Below are 476 nucleotides of genomic sequence, written 5' to 3'. Positions count from 1 at the left end.
GGAGGCTGCCGGCGCCCTTCGGACGGGATCCGGAAGCAAGTAGTCCGGAAGAGCTGAAGAAGCCGCCCCGCGGCCTTCTGTGGCGCGTAGGCGACGGCGCCCGGGTTGATCTCCCCCGCTGTACGCTGGCCGGTTCCCGCCGGCCGGCAACGAACTCCTCCGGATCTTCGGCCGCCTGCAGCTCGGGCGGCGTGCTGGCTGTTGTCCTGGCTTCCATCGGTTCCGCGTTTCCGCGTTCCTGGAGGCCGCCGACGCCCTTCGGACAGATCCGGAAGACAGCAAGCGGGAAAAGCTGAAGGGTCCGCCCTGCGGCCGGCTGTGGCGCGACGGCGACGGCGCCCGTATTGAACTCCCCGCTGCCCGCTGGCCACGGGTTCCCGCCGGCCGATAACGAACTCCTCCGGATCTCTTGGGCCGCCTGCAGCTCGGGTGAGCGTGCTGCTGTTGTCCCGGCTGCCATTGGTTCCGCGACTTCG

1 protein-coding gene is annotated in these 476 nt (G+C 69.7%); it reads left to right on the top strand.

Annotated features, from left to right (window positions below; all coding sequences use genetic code 11):
- Positions 1–296: hypothetical protein (locus HMPREF1207_RS30065; protein ID WP_196809689.1), on the top strand; the 296-nt coding region annotated here is incomplete at its 5' end.
- Positions 297–476: the final 180 nt, after the last annotated feature.

The organism is Paenibacillus sp. HGH0039 (assembly GCF_000411255.1).
Lineage (GTDB): Bacteria > Bacillota > Bacilli > Paenibacillales > NBRC-103111 > Paenibacillus_F.
This window is presented reverse-complemented; position numbering and strand designations above follow the sequence as displayed.